The 18855-nt window shown below is 62.1% G+C and carries 18 protein-coding genes; all 18 read left to right on the top strand.

Features of this window, described 5'->3' with window-relative positions:
* The first annotated feature begins 12 nt into the window (after positions 1-12).
* The 18 genes from dinB (at position 13) to P8A24_RS05600 (ending at position 18777) form a co-directional block, all read left to right on the top strand.
* A complete protein-coding gene (dinB, locus tag P8A24_RS05685; protein ID WP_278057657.1) occupies positions 13-1239 on the top strand; it encodes a DNA polymerase IV in 1227 nt (408 codons plus the stop codon).
* A 37-nt stretch (positions 1240-1276) separates the two neighbouring features.
* Positions 1277-1660 (top strand): DUF3040 domain-containing protein, encoded by a 384-nt coding sequence (locus P8A24_RS05680; RefSeq protein WP_278057656.1) that lies wholly within the window; start codon positions 1277-1279, stop codon positions 1658-1660.
* 225 nt (positions 1661-1885) lie between these two features.
* Positions 1886-2317, top strand: a complete 432-nt coding sequence (mraZ, locus tag P8A24_RS05675) for a division/cell wall cluster transcriptional repressor MraZ (protein ID WP_278057655.1) — start codon at positions 1886-1888, stop codon at positions 2315-2317.
* 99 nt (positions 2318-2416) lie between these two features.
* A complete protein-coding gene (gene rsmH / locus P8A24_RS05670; protein ID WP_278057654.1) occupies positions 2417-3415 on the top strand; it encodes a 16S rRNA (cytosine(1402)-N(4))-methyltransferase RsmH in 999 nt (332 codons plus the stop codon).
* A complete protein-coding gene (ftsL, locus tag P8A24_RS05665) occupies positions 3412-3798 on the top strand; it encodes a cell division protein FtsL (protein ID WP_278057653.1) in 387 nt (128 codons plus the stop codon). Before rsmH ends, ftsL begins: the two co-directional genes overlap by 4 nt.
* A gap of 7 nt (positions 3799-3805) precedes the next feature.
* A complete protein-coding gene (locus P8A24_RS05660) occupies positions 3806-5659 on the top strand; it encodes a peptidoglycan D,D-transpeptidase FtsI family protein (RefSeq protein WP_278057652.1) in 1854 nt (617 codons plus the stop codon).
* Between the two features lie 2 nt (positions 5660-5661).
* Complete coding sequence (locus tag P8A24_RS05655; RefSeq protein ID WP_278057651.1) at positions 5662-7161, top strand: UDP-N-acetylmuramoyl-L-alanyl-D-glutamate--2,6-diaminopimelate ligase; 1500 nt, start codon at positions 5662-5664, stop codon at positions 7159-7161.
* Positions 7158-8546, top strand: a complete 1389-nt coding sequence (locus P8A24_RS05650; RefSeq protein WP_278057650.1) for a UDP-N-acetylmuramoyl-tripeptide--D-alanyl-D-alanine ligase — start codon at positions 7158-7160, stop codon at positions 8544-8546. Before P8A24_RS05655 ends, P8A24_RS05650 begins: the two co-directional genes overlap by 4 nt.
* Positions 8547-8549: 3 nt before the next feature.
* Complete coding sequence (mraY, locus tag P8A24_RS05645; RefSeq protein ID WP_278057649.1) at positions 8550-9635, top strand: phospho-N-acetylmuramoyl-pentapeptide-transferase; 1086 nt, start codon at positions 8550-8552, stop codon at positions 9633-9635.
* On the top strand, positions 9617-11080 hold the full coding sequence (gene murD / locus P8A24_RS05640; protein WP_278057648.1) for a UDP-N-acetylmuramoyl-L-alanine--D-glutamate ligase: 1464 nt from the start codon (positions 9617-9619) through the stop codon (positions 11078-11080). Before mraY ends, murD begins: the two co-directional genes overlap by 19 nt.
* Entirely contained in the window at positions 11077-12300 is a 1224-nt protein-coding gene (locus P8A24_RS05635) for an FtsW/RodA/SpoVE family cell cycle protein (protein WP_278057647.1), read from the top strand. The genes murD and P8A24_RS05635 overlap by 4 nt, the downstream gene beginning before the upstream one ends.
* Entirely contained in the window at positions 12297-13394 is a 1098-nt protein-coding gene (locus tag P8A24_RS05630; protein ID WP_278057646.1) for a UDP-N-acetylglucosamine--N-acetylmuramyl-(pentapeptide) pyrophosphoryl-undecaprenol N-acetylglucosamine transferase, read from the top strand. The genes P8A24_RS05635 and P8A24_RS05630 overlap by 4 nt, the downstream gene beginning before the upstream one ends.
* Positions 13391-14746 (top strand): UDP-N-acetylmuramate--L-alanine ligase, encoded by a 1356-nt coding sequence (murC, locus tag P8A24_RS05625; protein ID WP_278057645.1) that lies wholly within the window; start codon positions 13391-13393, stop codon positions 14744-14746. The genes P8A24_RS05630 and murC overlap by 4 nt, the downstream gene beginning before the upstream one ends.
* Entirely contained in the window at positions 14743-15816 is a 1074-nt protein-coding gene (locus P8A24_RS05620) for a cell division protein FtsQ/DivIB (protein ID WP_278057644.1), read from the top strand. The genes murC and P8A24_RS05620 overlap by 4 nt, the downstream gene beginning before the upstream one ends.
* Before the next feature lie 123 nt (positions 15817-15939).
* A complete protein-coding gene (gene ftsZ, locus P8A24_RS05615) occupies positions 15940-17115 on the top strand; it encodes a cell division protein FtsZ (protein ID WP_278057643.1) in 1176 nt (391 codons plus the stop codon).
* 161 nt (positions 17116-17276) lie between these two features.
* The gene (locus P8A24_RS05610; RefSeq protein WP_278057642.1) at positions 17277-18065 is read left to right on the top strand and encodes a purine nucleoside phosphorylase YfiH/LACC1 family protein; all 789 of its coding nucleotides are present in this window, start codon (positions 17277-17279) and stop codon (positions 18063-18065) included.
* A 26-nt stretch (positions 18066-18091) separates the two neighbouring features.
* Complete coding sequence (locus P8A24_RS05605; protein ID WP_278057641.1) at positions 18092-18490, top strand: cell division protein SepF; 399 nt, start codon at positions 18092-18094, stop codon at positions 18488-18490.
* The gene (locus P8A24_RS05600; protein ID WP_278057640.1) at positions 18490-18777 is read left to right on the top strand and encodes a YggT family protein; all 288 of its coding nucleotides are present in this window, start codon (positions 18490-18492) and stop codon (positions 18775-18777) included. The genes P8A24_RS05605 and P8A24_RS05600 overlap by 1 nt, the downstream gene beginning before the upstream one ends.
* Positions 18778-18855 lie beyond the last annotated feature (78 nt).

Genomic DNA, 18855 nt, shown 5'->3' with positions numbered 1-18855 from the left:
TCGGAGGTGAGGATGTCACGGGCACCGAGGTCGGGCGCGGCGAAGCGCGACTGGGGGAGCGATGATTCCCTCACGAACATCATGCACGTGGATATGGACGCGTTTTTCGTATCGGTGGAGCTGTTGGAACGGCCGCAGTTACGCGGGACACCGGTGGCAGTGGGAGGTATGGAACGCGGGGTGATCTCGGCGGCATCCTACGAGGCGCGCAGGTTTGGAGTGAATTCGGCGATGCCGGTGGCACGTGCGAAGCGCCTGTGCCCAGCATTGACGATTATCCCTCCGAGCCACGGCAAGTACTCGGCGGTTTCGCGCCGGATTATGGCGATCTTGGCAGACGTCACGCCGAAGGTTGAGCAGCTTTCGGTGGACGAGGCATTTCTCGACGTCGGCGGCGCGCGGAAAGCTGTGGGCTCCCCAACGGAAATCGCTCACCTGATCCGTGCGCGCATCCGCGAGCAGGAGGGAGTGCCGGCATCAGTGGGGATTGCTGCCACCAAACACGTGGCGAAGATCGCCTCCGCCCATGCGAAGCCTGACGGCGTGCTCCTGGTTCCCGAATCGGCCACGCTGGAGTTTCTCCATTCATTGCCGGTGGGTGTGCTGTGGGGAGTGGGCGAGAAGATGCGTGCCAAGCTTGAGTATTACGGTATTCACTCGGTTGGCGAGCTTGCGGCTCTTGGTGAGGCGCGGCTTGCGCGAATGGTTGGATCCGCCGCGGGGCATTCGCTCTATGCGCTCGCGATGGGGATCGACCCTCGTGCCGTGGTGACGCACCGAGAGGAGAAGTCGATGGGCAAGGAGCAGACGTTCTTCGATCTGCTAGATCCTTCGGCAGCGAATGCTGTGCTGCTTGAACAGTCCCACGAGATCGCGCGTCGCTTGCGAAGCGCGAGCGTGCGCGCCTGGACGGTGGGGATCAAGGTGCGCTTCGAGGACTTCACCACGGTGTCGCGCTCGGTCACGTTTGGTGCGCCTACCGACCTCGGCGCGGAGATCTACCGCGCCGCCACGCACTTGCTGGCGGAGGTTCCCTCGCGCGGCGGTTTCCGCCTGCTCGGAGTGCGAGCCGAGCATCTCGACGACGGCGGGGCGGGGTTCCAGTTGAGGATCGACGACGATGGTCGTTCTCGGCGCGCGGAGAGCGCGGTGGACGAGGTGCTCAAGAAGTTTGGTAGCGGCGCTGCGGGGCGTGGTTCGCTGGTGAAGAAAGACGCTCCTGGGGTGCCGCAGCTTTAATTTTTTGGGTACTGTTAGGGGCGACGCTAGGAGGAATATGGCACTGTCTGATCGTGAGCGAGAAATGCTCGAGGAGCTCGAGGCTCAACTCAAGGGTGAGGATCCCAAGTTTGCGGATGCGCTGCGCTCGGATACGCGTGGCGTGCCCACGCGTATGGTGATCTCGCCGCGTCATCTGGTGCTCGGCATTATTATTGCCGCAATCGGGCTCGGTGTGGTCGTGCTCGGCGTGTCCACTGAGATCACTTTGGTGGGGGTTGCGGGGGCGATTGTCGTGTTCGCCGGCTTGTGGTATCTGTCCACGGGGGCTCGGAATGTGCCGGTGAGTGTGAGTGCACGCAAGCCGAAGCAGCGTTCCACCTCGTTTATGGAGGCGCAGGCAGAGCAGTGGCGCCGGCGCCGTGAGGAGGGCGGCCGCTAGCTCCCTCCACTTTCCTCCACAACTGGATAATTTTACGTCTCGATGGCCCAGGAGCTGGCTCCTGGGCCATCGTTGTGCCCAAAATGTGGATGGCTGAGAGTTTTTCCCTCCACCAGATTTTTCGGCAAAACTACGCCAAAAAATGAAGAGAAACACCCTCAATATCTCTTGCATGTGGGGTGAAGTGGGGTAAAGTGGAGGGAAGTTGAGGAGAGGGGGTGAAGCATGTTCCTTGGGACCTTTGAGCCGCGGCTCGATGTCAAGGGCAGGCTGATCCTCCCTGCCAAGTTTCGCGATCAACTCGCTTCCGGCCTGGTGATCACGAGAGGCCAAGAGCACTGTCTGTACGTCTATCCGATGTCGGAATTCGAAGATGTGCTTGCCAGGCTCCAGCAGGCTCCACTCACCTCGAAGGAAGCGCGTTCATATACGCGAATGTTCCTCTCAGGTGCGGATGATCAGATCCCAGATAAGCAGGGGCGCATCACCATCCCGGCCGCACTGCGCACATACGCAGGGCTCGATCGGGAGCTATCGGTGATCGGCTCGGGCTCTCACGTGGAGATCTGGGATACGGCGGCGTGGAGCGCCTACTTGGCCGACAACGAATCGGACTTCGCCAACCGCGAAGACGAACTCATCCCGGGAGTGTTCTAGGTGCTCGGCCTCCTCCCGATGTCCTGCGGTTATTCCCCGACTTCAGGGCCTCGGTGGGGGACCAATCACCTCGAGCAATGAATCAGAAAGGAGCGGCACATGGCTGCAGCGGACGGCAACGCGCTACACGTGCCGGTCCTACTTGAGACCTGCGTGGAGCTGCTGGCACCGGCGCTCACCGACGGCGCATTGCTGATTGACTGCACGCTTGGCATGGGCGGCCACACCGAGGCTTTCCTTTCGCGTTTTCCGAATATTCGGGTCGCAGGTATCGATCGCGATCCTCAGGCGATTGAGCTTGCTTCCGAGCGCCTTGCACACTTTGGTGATCGTTTCATCCCGGTCCGCGCCACGTACGACGCCGTCGGGCAAGTTGCGTGCGAGTTCGGCAAGGACGGGCTCGCGGATGCGATCTTGATGGACCTCGGTGTTTCCTCGCTCCAACTTGACGAAACTGAGCGCGGGTTCTCCTACGCACACGACGCGCCGTTGGATATGCGAATGGATGCCTCGGCACACGGGACTGCGGCCGATATCCTCGCATCGGCGTCGGCGGGGGAGATCGCCCATATCCTCCACCGTTACGGGGAGGAAAAGTTTGCCAAGAAGATCGCGGCGCGTATCGTGCGCCAGCGCGAAACTCAGCCGATCACGCGCACCGGCGAGCTCGTAGAGATCGTACGTGAGTCGATCCCCGCAGCAGCCCGCCGTACCGGCGGTAACCCTGCCAAGCGCACGTTCCAGGCGCTACGGGTCGCAGTGAACAACGAGCTTGGTGTCCTCGAAGCTGCCGTGCCGGCCGCGATCGAGGCGCTTCGGGTGGGCGGGCGCCTTGCGGTCGAGTCCTACCAGAGCCTCGAGGATCGCATCGTCAAAGATGCCATGCGGATCGGGCTCGTCTCGTCGACTCCACCAGGGCTTCCGGTGGAGCTCGAGGATCACAAGCCGTTCCTCGTGTCGCTGACTCGAGGTGCAATGAAAGCCGACAAAGCGGAGATTGCGCGCAACCCGCGCAGCGCCTCTGTGCGGCTTCGAGCGGTTGAAAGGACCGCGCCCACGCCACAGCACATCGCACTGAATTCAGGAGAGAACAAATGACCGCCGTCGCAAACGCACGCCCCGTTCGCCAGGCATCGCCTGTTATTTCTGCGCCCGGGTTGTCGGTTGTCCCGACGCCGGCGCCGGCGCGCGGCTTCTTCGGTACGGTGGCGCTGTGCGCGGCGATCTTCCTCGGTGCGATGGGACTCGCATTCCACCTCAACACACTCATGGTTCAGGGCGCGTACGATTTGAAGAACATTAACGTTCAAATCAGCGAAGTCTCCGCGAAGGCCGCAACCCTGGAGAAGGAAGTCATCTCGGTTTCTGCACCCGCACAGCTAGAGCAGGCGGCAAAGAAGCAGGGGATGGCTCCGGCAACAGCCACGAAGTTCCTGGATCCGAACACGGGAAAGATCGCTGAGTTCGTCAAGAAGAAGTAGGGGAGCGATGGAGAAACTGCGGGTCATCATGCACGGCCTCGGCCGCCGGATCGCCGGCAGTGAGTCATTCGATACTCCGGAGGAGCGTACCACCTATTCTCGCTTCCGCCGAATCGTTGCATTCGTGCTGGCACTATTGCTGATTCTTGTGTCACGCTTGTTTTATTTGCAGGTGGTGGTCGCCAGTGATCTCGCCGATACCGCGCGTGAATTCCGAACGCGTTCGTACACGCAGGAAGCGAAGCGTGGCGATATTTTGGATGCGAATGGTGCCGTGCTCGCCACGTCGATTGAACGGTATAACGTACGCGTGAACCAACCTGAGATCGCCACCTACGTCAAGTACGACGACGCCGGTGAGATTGTCGGTACAGGCGCCGCGGCTGCAGCGAAGGAACTCGCGCCGATCCTCAAGATGGACCGCGCCGAGCTTGGTGGCATCCTTATTGGCGGCGAGAAGAAGACCCAGTGGGGCCTTGTCGCCAAGGACATTTCTCCTGAAAAGTGGCGCGAAATCAACGCGCTTGGCATCCGTGGTATCTACCCCGAGCGGTTCATGCAACGCTCATATCCCAATGGTGACGTGGCCGGCACTGTGCTTGGCTATGTCGGCCAGACGGCCGATTCCCACGATGTTGCCGGCCGAGCCGGAATCGAACAGACAATGGATTCGACGCTCGCAGGAAAGTCCGGCTCGCTCACCATCGAGGTCGGCCCCGCTGGCACCGTTTTTCCGCAAGGAACGAACACATCGGTCCCTGCGGTGGACGGCGGCGATGTCAAACTCACGATCGACCGCGATTTGCAAAAGGTCGCGCAGGAGGCGATCCAGGATTCCGTGGATCGTTTCGGAGCGAAATGGGGAGCCGCCGTCGCTGTCGAAATCGGAACCGGGCGCGTGATTGCACTCGCTGATTCTCACGAACCTGATCCAGGTAACCTGGCCGCCGCGGATCCAGACAACCTGAACTCGCGCGCCGTCTCCGCCGTCGTCGAGCCAGGATCGACCGGCAAGGTGATGACGTTTGCCTCGGCGATCGATCAGAAAACCGTCAGCCCGACGTCGTGGTTCCAGGTCTCCTCGGATCGGCGCATGCCCAACGGCGAGGTCATCCACGACAATGACCCGCACCCCACCCAGATGATGACAGTGGCAGGAATCCTCGCAGTGTCGTACAACTCGGGCCTGGTGCAGATCGGCGACACGCTCGACGACAAGGTCCGCTACGACTACATGCGTAAGTTTGGCCTCGGTTCGCCAACGGGTATTGAGCTCCCGGGCGAGTCGAAAGGCATTCTTCGCGAATACACTACGTGGGGGAAGCGTGAACACTACACCACCATGTTCGGACAGGGCTGGGCAGCTACGCCGATGCAGCTCGCCCAGATGGTGTCGATCATCGGTAACGGCGGCGTGAAGGTGCCATTGCATATCGTTGACGGTACATATGATCGCGACGGGAAGTTCACCCCGAAGCCGATCGGAAAGTCACAGCAGGTGATTTCGAAGGATTCTGCGGCAACGATGATCAAGATGATGGAGGCGGTGACACAGAAGGGATCGACGGCTCCGCTCGCTCGTGTCGAAGGCTACAATGTTGCTGGCAAGACGGGTACAGCCCAGGTGCCGGATGCGAGTGGGAAGCTCACGCGCCGCGTGGGCACCTTTGTTGGCCTGATTCCTTCGGAGCAGCCGCAGATCGCTGTCGCTGTTGCCGTGTCGAACCAGCCGGCTCCGGGCTATGGCAGCGACGTCGCGGCCCCAGTTTTCTCGAAGATCGCGAGTTTCGCGATGCGTCAGCGCCAGGTTCCGCCCTCGACGGTTCCTCTCACCAAGTTCAAGTGGACGAAGGCAGATTAGTGATGTTGAGAAGTGAACAGACGCGCCCGGTGTCGTTGAGCATGCTCGCGCAGGCGGTCGGCGCGAGCGCGCCGACCGTGAACGTGACAGGCGCAGTGATGGACAACCGTGCCGTGCGCCCGGGGGATCTTTTCATCGCGATGCCGGGGGCGCGCGTGCACGCGGCACGCTTTGCCGGTGCGGCTGTGGAAGCCGGCGCTGCTGCGGTGCTCACCGACGCCGAGGGGGCGCGTATCGCCGGCGAGCTCGGCGTTCCTGCGGTTGTGGTTCCCGACGTCGCGGCCGCGGCGGGTACGGTAGCCGCGCTCGCATACGGGGAACCAGCGAAGCATGTGCGTTCCTTCGCAGTAACGGGCACGAACGGCAAGACCACCACCACCTTCATGATTGACTCGATCTTGCGCGGGCTTGGCGCAGTGACGGGCTTGATCGGCACTGTTGAGTTGCGGCTTGCGAGCCAGGCGGTGCCGGCGCGGATGACCACGCCCCAGCCGGACGAGCTCCAGGCGATGCTCGAGGTCCTTGTGGAGCGTGGCGGAACGGATGTGGTGATGGAGGTCTCTTCGCATGCGCTCGCGCAGGGCCGAACCCGCCCGATTCGCTATTCGGTGGCGGGATTTACGAATCTCACCCAGGATCATTTGGACTTCCATGAAACGTTCGAGGAGTACTACGCGGCGAAGAAAACACTGTTCGAGTCCGAGAACTCGCAGCGTTGCGTGATTTTGGTTGACGACGAGTACGGCAAGCGCCTTTTTTCGGAGGTAAGCGCTGAGCGTAGCGGAGTGGTTTCACTTTCGCTCGGAGGAAGCCCTGGCACGGCCGGTTGGCGCGTGAGCGACGTTGTGGCCGCTGAGCACGGGCATTCCTTTACGCTGACTTCGCCGTCGGGGGAGACAATTTCGACGTCGGTGGCACTGCCCGCAATGTTTAACGTCGCGAACGCGGCTTTGGCGATCGCGATGGCGGCCGAAAGTGGTGTGCCGCTTGCGGAGCTTGAGCGCGCGCTGGCTGGCGGCGTCTCGCCTGTGGTGCCGGGGCGTATGGAAGTCGTGTCGGCCCGTCCGCGTGTAGTGGTTGATTTTGCGCACAATGAGGATGCGCTGGTTAAAGCGATGGATGCCCTCGGGAGCCTTCAGGGCCGCTTGATCGTGGTGACGGGATCTGCTGGCGAGCGCGATACGGGTAAGCGACCGGCGATGGCACGTGTGGTGTCACAGCGCGCAGATATCACAGTGATCACCGACGACGACCCGCACCATGAAGACCCGGCCGCGATTCGTGCCGATTTGATTGCAGGGATTGTTCCGGGGGCACAGTGGCGCGAAATCGGCGATCGCCGAGAGGCGATCCGCTGGGCGGTCAATGAAGCGGCGCAGGAGGATACGATTCTTCTTGCCGGCCGCGGACATGAGACGGCCCAGAATTATGGTGAGTATTTTGTTGAGATTGATGACCGCGAAGTTGCGCGCGAAGCAGTGAAGGAGAAGAACGAGCGATGATCCAGATGACTCTCGGCGAGGTGGCTCGTGCAGTCGGCGCGAGCGTGGATTCGCAAGTCGTTGTCACCGGCGTCGCGACGGATAACCGCAAGGTGCGCGGTGGTGATCTCTTCATCGCGATCAAGGGTGAGCGCGCGGATGGCAATGCTTTCGCCGGCGCGGCGCTCGAAGCTGGCGCAGCTGGCGTTCTCACTTCCGACGCCGAGGCTGCCGTTGCGTCGGGAGCGGATCGCGCGCGCGTGGTGGAGGTGCCCGACGTCGTTCGTGCGCTTGGCGATTTGGCGAGCGAAAATCTCAAGCTCGTTCGCCAACGCGGCCGGGGCGATTTCCGCGTTGTCGCGGTGACGGGTTCGGTGGGCAAGACCACCACGAAGGATCTGCTGGCTGCGATGCTCGCCGAGCGCGGTGAGATCATCGCCCCGCCGGGCTCGTTCAACAATGAGCTGGGGATGCCACTGACCGTGCTACGCGCGGATGAGAACACCGCCACCCTCGTGCTCGAGATGGGTGCGGACCATATTGGGAACATTGAGTACCTCACGTCGATCGCCATGCCGGATGTGGCGGTCGTGTTGATCGTTGCTCGCGCACACCTGGGAGAATTCGGCGGCATCGAGAATGTTGCAAAGGCGAAGAGCGAACTGGTGGTCGGAACCGCGCCGAACGGCGTCGTAGTACTGAACGCGGACGATCCGCGAGTGTTGGCGATGGCGCAACTGGCCCACACACCCGTCGTGACATTCTCGCGGGAAGGGGACGCCGACGTCGTCGCCACTGATATTGAGGTCGGCCCAGATTCGCGCGCTTCCTTCACGCTCCACGCGGGTGGGGATGAGGAACGCGTTTCGTTGCGCCTGGTCGGCGCTCACCACGTGGCGAACGCACTCGCCGCCACCGCGGCATCCCTCCAACTCGAGATCCCGTTTGAACACATCGTTGAAGTTCTCAACACGGCAGGTCCCGTCAGCGCCCACCGCATGGACGTGTTCCAGGCCCAGGGCATGACGATCATCGACGATTCCTACAACGCGAACCCCGATTCGATGCGCGCCGGTATCGACGCCCTCGCCCACATCGGCGCCGGGAAGCGCACCCTCGCCGTGCTCGGTTCGATGCTCGAGCTGGGCGAGGCATCTGAGGCCGAACACCGAGCAATCGGCGAGTATGTTGCGGATCGGGGAATCGACGTCGTTGTCGGGGTTGGGGATGAAACTGCACCGCTTGTCGAGGCGGCGCGCGAGCGAGGCCTGGAAGCGAGCCGTGCCGATGCGCAAAGCGCGGGGAGTGTACTTTCCACGATTGCCGCTCCGGGTGACGTAGTCTTACTCAAGGGTTCGAATGGATCCCGTGTGTGGACTATCGCCGATAAGTACAAGGGGAACTGAGACATGCTAACGATTCTGATCGCGGTGGCGTTTTCCCTGACGTTCACCTTGTTCGGCACTCCGGTATTCATTCGCTACCTGCATAAGCGCCAGTACGGGCAGTTCATTCGTGAGGATGGTCCCACCTCGCACCAAGTTAAGCGCGGTACACCAACGATGGGCGGCGTGGTCTTCATTGTGGCGGCGGTTCTCGGCTATTTCGTCGCGAACCTTGTGACGGGCCGTGCCCCGCGCGCCACCGGTTATCTGTTGGTTTTCCTCACGGTCGGCATGGGCTTAGTGGGGTTCGCGGACGATTTTACGAAAGTTTCGCGTGAGCGTTCGCTGGGGCTGACCCCGATGAAGAAAATCGCTGGCCAGGGTATCGTCGGAATCGTTTTCACGGCGTTGGCTCTTCAGTTCCCCGATCAGCTGGGCCGTACCCCAGGTTCCACGTCGATCTCGATCGTCCGTGCCACTCCTGTGAATTTGGCTTTTGCCGGCGTGGCTGTGGGCTTGGTGCTGTTCATCATCTGGGGCAATTTCTTGATCACTGCGTGGTCGAATGGCGTGAACCTCACGGATGGCTTGGACGGGTTGGCAACCGGCGCTTCGATCCTCGCGTTCACGGCATACACGGTGGTGGCGATTTGGCAGTCGTACCAGGCGTGCCATTCGGTCATCGGCGCGGCGCCGGGGTGTTATTCGGTGCGAGATCCTCGCGATATCGCGATCTTTACCGCGGCCCTGGTGGGGGCACTCGTGGGTTTCTTGTGGCACAACACGTCGCCTGCCCAGATTTTCATGGGCGATACCGGTTCGCTCGCGCTTGGGGCAGCATTCGCTGGTGTTTCGATTTTCACGCAGACCGAGATCCTCGCCGTTCTTCTTGGCGGCCTGTTCGTGGTGATCGTGTTCTCGGACGTGATCCAGGTGGGCATGTTCAAGGCAACGGGCCGGCGCGTGTTCCGAATGGCGCCGTTGCACCACCACTTCGAGCTCAAAGGCTGGAAAGAAGTGACAATCGTGGTGCGTTTTTGGATCATCCAGATTTTGTTCGTGGCCGCGGGCCTCGGTTTGTTCTACATGGAATGGTTGGCAAAGCAGTGATTCCTGGCGCCCACGATTTTGAGGGTAAGCGTGTTGCGATTCTCGGCATGGGCAAGTCCGGTCGGGCAGCGTTCGAAGTATTGAGTTCGAAAACCGGCGCGGTGCTGTCGGTGTGGGATTCGCGCCCGGAGGCAGTTGAGGAGTTTGCAGCCGACGGCGGTGCACATCATGATGGCGAGGTGCTCGTTGCTCAGTTGCTCCGGTGGCGCCCCGACGTCGTTGTGATTGCCCCCGCGTTTCGTCAGAGCGGCCCTGAGTGGGCGGCGCTGCGAGCCGCTGGCATGTCCGTGTGGTCGGAGATCGAGTTGGCGTGGCATCTGCGTGCGCAGCGCGCCGACGGTTCGTTTGCCCCGTGGCTTGCGATTACGGGCACGAACGGTAAGACAACCACGACGACGATGCTGGAGTCAATCTTGCAAGCTGCCGGTTTGCGCGGGGTAGCGGTCGGCAACGTAGGCAACCCTGCTGTGACGGCGGTGTCGGACGAGTCGGCAAGCGCTCCGGGTGCGTTCGCGTTTGAGTTGTCGTCATTTCAGCTCGCTGCTACAGCTTCGATGTCGCCTGCGGCCGCGGTGTGCCTGAATATCGATGATGACCATCTCGAGTGGCATAACTCGCGCCGTGAGTACCACGAGGCGAAGGCGAACGTGTACAACCGCGCGCAAGTTGCGTGCCTCTATCCGGTGGGGGATACCGAGGTTCAGGAGATGGTCGATGACGCCGACGTCGTCGAGGGTGCTCGCGCGATTGGTCTTACGCTGGGGGTTCCGTCGGTGGGGCAGATCGGCCTGGTTGACGACGTCGTGGTGGATCGTGCCTTTACTCCGAAGCGGTACACTCACGCGGCTGAGCTTTTTTCAGTGGCAGATATCGAGCACCTTGCCCCAGCGGGCCTGGACCTTCCGCTCCACATCATGAAGGACGCGATGGTGGCGGCCAGTTTGGCGCTGTCGATCGGAGTGGAGCCGGTTGCGATCCGGGATGGGATACGCGCTTACCATCCTGGCCGTCACCGTATTGAGTTGGTTGCCACGCTCGACGGCGTGCGCTACGTGGACGATTCGAAGGCCACGAACGCGCACGCGGCACGCGCCTCGGTCCTCGCACAGGGCGAGAAGTCCGTGGTGTGGATCGTCGGCGGCCAAGCCAAGGGCGCTCACTTCGGACAGCTCGTTGGGGACGTCGCCTCCCGCCTTGCCGCCGTCGTCGTTATCGGAACCGACCAGCAGCCGTGGCTGGAGGCGCTCGCTGGCCTGGATGTTCCCGTCCACTACGTTGCTCCAGATTCCGCCCAGCCGATGGCCGCTGCCGTTGCGTGGGCTCGTGCCAACGCAACGGAGGGAAACACGGTGTTGCTCGCCCCGGCGTCGGCGTCGATGGACCAGTTCGCCTCGTACGCGGATCGCGGTGAGAAGTTTGCACAGGCAGTGAGGGAACAAGCATGAGTGTTCCACTGAATGCGGCCGATCGTCGGGTACGCGACATTATGACCAAGTCCCTGATCGTCATGGTTGTTTCGACAATTGTGCTGGTGGCACTCGGCGTGTTCATGGTGTTTTCGGCAACCGCGCCTTCCTCGATTCGCCTGATCGATGCCGATCCGACGGCCCAGTTGTTCTCAGTGGCGATCAAGCAGGCGGGAATGGCCGTTTTCGGCATGATCGTTGCTCTCGCGTTGATGAAGTGGATTCCGGCGCAGCTCGTCAAATTTGCTGCCAAAGGGATTTTCGCTTTCGCACTGATTCTCCAAGGCTCAGTGTTCGTGCTGGGCTCGCGTACGGTCGGTGGTAACACGAACTGGCTACGCCTGGGGCCGATCTCGATTCAGCCGTCGGAGTTTTTGAAGGTCGCACTGATCATCTGGCTGGCCTATGAGCTCTCACAGCGTTCGGTGAAACAGATGGCCGATTGGCGCCAGCTGATCCAGCCGATCGTGGGTTTCGTCGTGGCGATCGGCCTGGTTTTGCTGGGCGGCGACGTCGGCACCGGTTTGATCTTCATCCTGATCGCGGTGGGGCTCGCCTTGATTGCCGGTATCCCCTTGCGCCTGTTTGTGATCCCTGGCGTGCTGGGTGCACTGGCCGTGGGAATGCTGATCGCGATTCGGCCCTCGCGCGTGAACCGTATCGGCGATTTCTTGTCGAACTTTTGGAACTTGCCCGATACTCATGCGCCCACCCAAGCCGATTACGCGCTGTTTGCCTTCGGCTCGGGTGGCGTTCCCGGGGTAGGTATTGGCGCTGGGAAGGAAAAATGGCGAGATCTAGCAGAGGCGCATACGGATTTCATTTTCGCCGTGATTGGTGAGGAGCTCGGTTTCCTTGGTGCGCTCACGGTGATCGCATTATTCGTGGCTCTCGGCTGGGCGCTGGTACGCATCTGCCTGCATCATCCAGATCGCTATGCACAGTTCGTCGCCGCTGGCGCCGCGTTGTGGCTGATCGGCCAGGGCGTGGCAAACATGTTCGTGGTCACTGGCCTGTTGCCAGTGTTCGGCGTGCCGTTGCCGTTCGTCTCGATGGGCGGCTCGTCGATGCTCGCTGGCCTGATTATGCTCGGTGTGGTGGCTGGTACGGTGATGCAGGTACCGGGGGTACGCGAGTCGCTGCGTGTGAACCCGCGCCTGGCAGCGTCGGCCACGTCTGTGCTGAGGAGGAATCGATGACATCGTACGTTCTTGCCGGTGGTGGAACCGCCGGTCATGTGAATCCGTTGTTGGCCACGGCAGCCGCGATCGCCCAGGAGGATCCGGGTGCGCAGGTGTGCGCGGTCGGCACTCCCGGTGGCCTCGAGGAAGAGTTGGTTCCCGCATCCGGCGTCGATCTCGAACTGATTGAGCGTGCGCCGTTCCCACGCCGGCCAAATCTGGCAGCTTTAAAATTCCCTCTGGCGTTCAAGCGAGCGGTGGATTCTGCCAAGCGCATTCTGCGCGAGCGCGGTGCGAACGTGGTTATTGGCTTCGGTGGTTACGCATCCACCCCGATGTACCTCGCGGCCAAGGCTCTGGGCGTTCCAGTCGTGGTCCACGAGGGTAACGCGAGCCCGGGCTTGGCGAACAAGCTGGGCGCTCGCTTCGCCGACGTCGTCGCCCTCACGTTCGATTCCACCCCGCTGGCGGCGCGTGCAGGCGAGACGATGACGATCGGCTTGCCTCTTCGAGAGGCGATCCAGGATCTGACCGATTCGGACCGTGGCCAGCGTCGAACCGAGGCTGCTTCGAAGTTCGGGCTTGATCCTTCGCGAGAAATTCTCCTCATCACCGGTGGTTCGCTGGGGGCTGCTCACCTGAATGAGGTGGCAGTGGCTTCGTTGGGGGCGATTCGTGATCGCGGCGTTCAGGTTCTGCATATTACGGGCAAGGGCAAGGCCGATGCCGTCCGCGCAGCTGTCGGCGATGATTCCGATTACGTGGTGCTCGAGTACCTGACGACGATGGAAGACGCCTACGCGGTGGCTGATCTCGCTCTGACACGCTCGGGCGCTGGCATGGTGGCCGAACTTTCTGCGCTGGGGATCCCCGCAATTTTCGTTCCGCTCCCGATCGGTAACGGCGAGCAGGAGAAGAACGCCGCCGACGTCGTCGCTTCCGGTGGCTCGGTGCTGGTTCGCGACGCCGATTTTTCGGCGGGTATTTTCTCTGAGCTTCTGGGCGAATTGACGCCCGAGAGATTGAGCGAGATGCGCGATCAGCTTGCGGGGGTTTCGCCGATGGATGCAGCAGTTGAGCTGGCCCAGATCGCGAAGGGAGTGGCGAAGTGAAGTTTCACTTGATTGGTATCGGCGGCGCCGGGATGAGCGTAGTCGCTGAGTTGTTGCTCGCGCAGGGTGCTGAGGTTTCCGGTTCGGATCGCAGCGAATCGGCGAACACGCGCACGCTCCAGGCAGCGGGGGCCCGTGTTTTCATCGGCCACGACGGCGCGAATGTGTATCCGGAAGCGGTGCTCGTGGTTTCGAGCGCGATCAAGGATTCGAATCCGGAGCTTGCGGTAGCGCGCTCGCGCGGCCAGCGTGTGTTGCACCGTAGTCAGGCCCTCGCGCTTGCGGCAGGCGATCGCGATTTCATCGCGGTTGCAGGCGCGCATGGGAAAACGACGACGTCGGGCATGCTGGCGAGCGCCCTGGGCGAGCTGGGGCTCGATCCGTCGCGCGCGGTCGGCTCCACGCTAGCGGGCGGCGAACCGGGTGGCTATCTTGGAACGGGGTCGATGCTGGTTGCTGAGGCGGACGAATCCGACGGCTCGTTTTTGAACTACTCTCCGCGCGTTGCGATCGTGACGAACGTGGAGCCTGATCACCTTGATCACTATGGCACCCGCGAAGCGTTCGAGGAAGCGTTCGCGGAGTTTGCGCGCCGGATCGTGCCGGGCGGGTTGTTGGTCGCGTGCGCGGACAACGACGGCTCGATGCGCCTTGCGCGTGTTGCCGCTTCCGAGGGGATCCGCGTGGTTACGTATGGGCGTGGCGAGGGCCTCGAGCGTCACGTGAAGGTTTCCGACGTCGATACGCCAGGTGGCCTCGCGAGCGGCGTGTTCGAGTTCGCAGGCGAGAGTTTCCCTGTCTCGCTCCATGTGGCCGGAGCACACAACCTGCTCAACGCTGCAGCTGTGTGGTCGGCAGGCGTAGAACTTGGCGTAGAGGGCGCTGCGATGGCCCGCGCTCTGGGTGCGTTCCGTGGCACCGGCCGCCGTTTCGAGCTTCGCGGCGAGGTGGGCGGCATTCGAGTAATCGATGATTACGCTCACCATCCCACCGAGGTGGAGGCAACGTTGGCGACGGCTCGCACCGTCACTGACGGCCGCGTCCTTGTGCTGTTCCAGCCGCACCTGTATTCGCGTACGCGCAACTTTGCTTCTCGGTTCGCCGAGGCGCTTTCCCATGCCGACACCGTGGTGGTCACCTCGGTGTATGCGGCGCGCGAGGTGCCCTCCGACGGCGACGAAGCGGACGTGATCGTGGCGCATCTGCCGTCGGCTCGGTTTATTCCGGAGATGACCGAGGCTGCGCATACGATTGCGGCCGAGGCTCTCCCTGGTGATCTGGTGATCACGATGGGCGCCGGTTCAGTGACGAAGATGGCCGACGTGATTATTTCGGATCTGGAGGCGCAATGAGACCCCCGAGCCGGCCGAAGAAGCCGCGCTCGCTCGCTTCCCAACAACCTTCGGAGCCTCGTGAGCGTCCGGCGTCGGGGCCTGACGTCGAGCGTGGGGTAGTACCCGAAAGAGAGGCGTCCGAACGCGTAGTCGGCCACAGCGTCGTTCGTGCGCACCAGCGTGCGCGCGTTGTCTCATCCGCACACAACTCCGCGATTGCAGAGCCGTCCGCACACGCCAGCCTGCACGGCGTCGCTGAAGCCGGCGAGCTGGTTGTCGACGAGGGCGCGACAGGGGTGTCCGTCGTCGGGAGGGTGCGCCAGATGTTTGACCGTCTGCGTCATCCTCGCGGCGATGAACTTTCTCTTCGGCGAGCGGAGCGACGCCGTGAGCGTCACCGTTCGCGGGCACGCAAGCTCGCGATTTGGGCGGGTGCCGCGGCCGTCGTCGTCGCACTCGTGTGGGTAGTGTTCGGCTCGTCGCTGTTCCGCTACCAGTACTCAGCATCGGACGTCTCTATTTCAGGAAACGCAGGGCCTCTCAAGATTGACAAGCTCCGCGCTAGTGTCAAGAAGCAGCTAGACGGAACGTTGCTACTGACACTGGACGTCTCCAACGCCGAAAAAACTGTACTTGAGGCTCTTCCCGAGGCGGCGAGCGTGAATATCGACCGTCATCTCCCGCGGACGCTGGCTATCTCGGCGACCCCAGCGCGTCCAGTTGCCTGCCTCGGGACAGGTGCACAATGTGACGCCGTGTCGGAAAATGGGCGAGTGATGGAGCTGGATGCGAAGGCAAAGGGCGCGCTTCCCAAGCTTGTCGCCGCCGGTGAGGGCTCCAAGGCGACCAACAACACGAAGATAGGGATCGCGACGCTCGCTTCTGTGCCGACGAAACTTCTTGCGCAGGTCCAACAGATCGACGTGAGCGAAGCCGGCCTGATTTCCCTCACTCTTCAAGGAAAGACACGCGTGTACTGGGGTGACGATACTGAGCCGAAGCTCAAGGGCAAGATCGTCATGTCGCTTGCGGGAACGGGTGCGTCGCTCATTGATGTCTCTTCACCGTCGTCGCCCGTGACGAAATAACTCAACCGAATTTCGCAACACGCCCGGAAGGTCGTTGCGAGAGAGGGCTTTGACCTTTACCTTTTGCGCGAGATTGGACAAGAAATCCTTCAAGTTCTACTTGAAGTTTCGAAAGGAAGCGCAATGTACCCTCTGGATAACAACGCAACGATCAAGGTGGTCGGAGTCGGCGGCGGTGGTGTGAACGCCGTGGATCGCATGATTCAGGACGGCCTCGCCGGCGTCGAATTCATCGCCGTGAATACCGACAACCAGTCGCTAGTGAAGTCGGAGGCGGAAACCAAGCTCGATATCGGCCGCGATGTTTCGCACGGCCTTGGCGCTGGCGCAGATCCGTCGGTTGGCCGCCGCAGCGCGGAAGAGAACAAGGACCTGATCGAGAAGTCGCTCGAGGGCGCCGATATGGTCTTCGTGACCGCCGGCGAGGGCGGCGGAACCGGTACTGGCGCCGCTCCGGTAGTGGCACAGGCCGCGCGCGAGCTCGGTGCACTGACCGTCGGCGTTGTCACCCGCCCCTTCTCTTACGAGGGCCTTCAGCGTTCCCGCAATGCCACGGAGGGCATTAAGGAACTTCGTGCCGCAGTTGATACGCTCATCGTGATCCCGAACGATCGCCTCCTGGAGATCTCGGACGAAGATATTTCCGTGATCGAGGCGTACCGCCTCGCGGATGAGGTACTGCGCTCGGGCGTGAAGGGCATCTCGGATCTCATCACCCAGTCAGGCGAGATCAACTTGGACTTTGCGGACGTGAAGGCCATCATGAAGGACGCTGGCACGGCCCTGATGGGCATCGGCTCGGCATCCGGCCCAGATCGCGCCCTGCGCGCCACGGAAAACGCGATTTCCTCCCCGCTCCTTGAGGCAAAGATCGACGGCGCCCACGGTGTTCTCCTCGCGTTCACCGCGTCGAAGGAGTTCGGCATCAAGGAGCAGGCAGCCGCAGCTCAGCTGGTGAAGGAAGCTGTGGACCCGTCGGCGAACATCATCGTTGGCCTGATCCTGGACGAGACTCTCGGCGACGAAGTGAACGTCACTGTGATCGCCGCCGGCTTCGACGAAGAGGACGATTACCTCCTGCCCACCGAGGACAAGGCGAAGCGCACTCCGGGTTCGGTCCGTGTTGAGGAGCCTGCTCCGGCCGCTCCTGCCCCTGTTGCACCGGTTGCGGCTGAGCCTGTGATCACTCGTCCCGCCGCAGAGCAGGCGGCCTCTGCTCCGGCGCCAGCCGCCGCGCCCGCCGAGCCGGAGCACAAGCGCCCGGATTTGGACATCCCGCCGTTCCTGTTCGACGAGTAAAAAGAACTCGTGCGATTTCTTGTCCGCCGCGGGCCTGGGTTTTCCCAGGCCCGCGGCATTTTTTCTCGAGTGGCGAGCCGTGACGGAGAGGCAAACACTGCCGACCACTGCGAGGCCAACCCCGCGGCAATACCGGGGCGTGCGTAGATACAATGCGTGGTATGGCAGTGATTGAGTATGAGACTCTCGTTGGGCCGGCTGGCGCAATTCAGTACGGGTTCACGGCGCGCGATGGTGGCGTGTCGGTGGGCGAGTACGGCTCGCTGAATCTTGGCCCGCACGTTGGCGATTCGCCGCAGGCGGTGGAGGAAAACCGTCGGCGCGTCCAAGCTGAGGTGAGTGCCCCGATCGTGTGGATGAATCAGATCCACTCCGATTGTTACACGTGGGCCCGCGACGCCCGCGAGGAAGGCGGGGTGCTCTTCGCTGGGGATTGCGATGCCGTGATCGTCGAATGCGGCCAGGCTGCCGCGGTGATGGTAGCTGACTGTGTGCCGCTGCTTCTTCTGGACGCGACCGGTGCACGTGCTGCCGCGGTGCACGTGGGGCGCGCCGGCATGGATGCGGAGATCGCACCGAAGGTTGCCCGTGCCATGATCGAACGCGGAACCCCGGCGTTGGCCCTGCGAGCCGTACTCGGCGCACACATTTGCGGGCGTTGCTACGAGGTTCCCGAAGCAATGGCTGCCGACGTCGGTGCGCGCCACCCACTCGCGCGCTCGACGACCAGCTGGGGTATGCCGTCACTCGATATCGCACGCGCGCTCATCGACCAGCTTGGCGTTCCGGTGCTCGCCGTTGGGGAGTGCACCCTCGAATCGGATCGGTACTTCTCCCATCGCAGGTCGAGCGCGCTCGGGCACCAGGCTGGTCGATTTGCCGGAATTGTTTCAGTTGGCAACACGCCCGCCCAAGTTCCCCAAAGTTCCGCCCGCCCTGCAATAGGTTAGCGATAGTAAACGTTAGGGAGGACACCATGGGTTTCTTGGATCGACTGGGCGCAAAGGCCGCTCCAGCTGAGGATATGTACGATGACGAGGAGTTTTACGACGAGGAGGAGTACTTCGACGATTCTGAGGTCGCCGAGCTTCACCCCGTTGCAACGAACGACATCGCGCGCATCGTCACCGTCTGGGTGTCCTCGTACCGCGATGTGAAGGATTTCGCAGTTGAGTTCCGCAGCGGCCTTCCGGTGATCCTCAACCTCTCGGACGCTGCGGATGCAGAGCGCGCGCGAATTGTGGATTTTGCGCTTGGTCTGTGCTTCGGCCTGTCGGGCCAGTTCTCGCGCATCTCTGAGGACGTTTTCCTCCTCACCCCGCACGAGGTGAAACTCGATTCGCGCGGCGACGACACCACTCACGATTTCTCGTAATGGCGACGGTCGGATACCTGCTCTTTTGGCTGATCCAGATTTACCTGTGGATCTTGATCGCACGGGTGGTTCTTGATCTGGTGGGCATGCTCGCGCGGGATTGGACTCCCACCGGCGTGCTCATGGTGATGGCGAACGCGGTCTACTCCTTGACGGATCCTCCGTTGCGCTTCCTTGGACGTTTCATTCCTCCCTTGCGCTTCGGGGCGATCGCGCTGGATATGGGGTTCTTGGCGCTGTTTTTCGGCCTCCAGATCCTTGCGCGCATCGTTATTTGGGTGTTCTGACTTTCGCACCGTTACCGAAATGTGATAAACCTAAGGCGTAATGAACGGGGAAAGACTGCGCGCACGAAGTGCTCTCGG

The sequence above is a fragment of the Arcanobacterium wilhelmae genome, from assembly GCF_029632765.1.
GTDB lineage: Bacteria > Actinomycetota > Actinomycetes > Actinomycetales > Actinomycetaceae > Arcanobacterium > Arcanobacterium wilhelmae.
Note: the sequence above shows the minus strand (reverse complement) of the source record. Positions and strands in the feature narration are given on the sequence as shown.